This window comes from Marinobacter sp. UBA2498 (assembly GCF_002341575.1).
Classification (GTDB): domain Bacteria; phylum Pseudomonadota; class Gammaproteobacteria; order Pseudomonadales; family Oleiphilaceae; genus Marinobacter; species Marinobacter manganoxydans.
In genome coordinates this window covers 9,726-10,063 of record NZ_DDOI01000117.1, presented here as the reverse complement: position 1 = coordinate 10,063, position 338 = coordinate 9,726, and the positions used below count along the sequence as shown (strand labels likewise).

At 57.7% G+C, this 338-nt stretch carries 1 protein-coding gene; it reads left to right on the top strand.

Translation table 11 applies throughout. The features are described from left to right. A partial coding sequence (locus B2W52_RS16195; protein WP_476738541.1) for an ATP-binding protein occupies window positions 1-338 on the top strand: 338 nt, incomplete at both ends.

The following is a 338-nucleotide window of genomic DNA, read 5'->3' as shown; positions in this document are numbered from 1 at the left end:
GATCCAGCGCCGCAACCAGAAGCTGATTGAGCTGGCGCCGTCGCCGCAGCTTGAGGAAAGTCAGCGCGAATACATCGGCGATCTGGCCAAACGGGTGGCGAAGCAGTGTGGTTACGTAAATGCCGGCACCGTCGAGTTCCTGCTGGACCACGATGGCAGCTTTTACTTCATGGAAATGAATACCCGGGTTCAGGTTGAGCACACAATCACCGAGGAAATCACCGGGGTGGATATCATCAAGGCGCAGATACGGATCGCTGCCGGCGAACCACTGGGCCTCAAGCAGGAAGACATTTCCTACCGGGGCTTTGCTGCCCAGTTCCGCATCAACGCCGAAG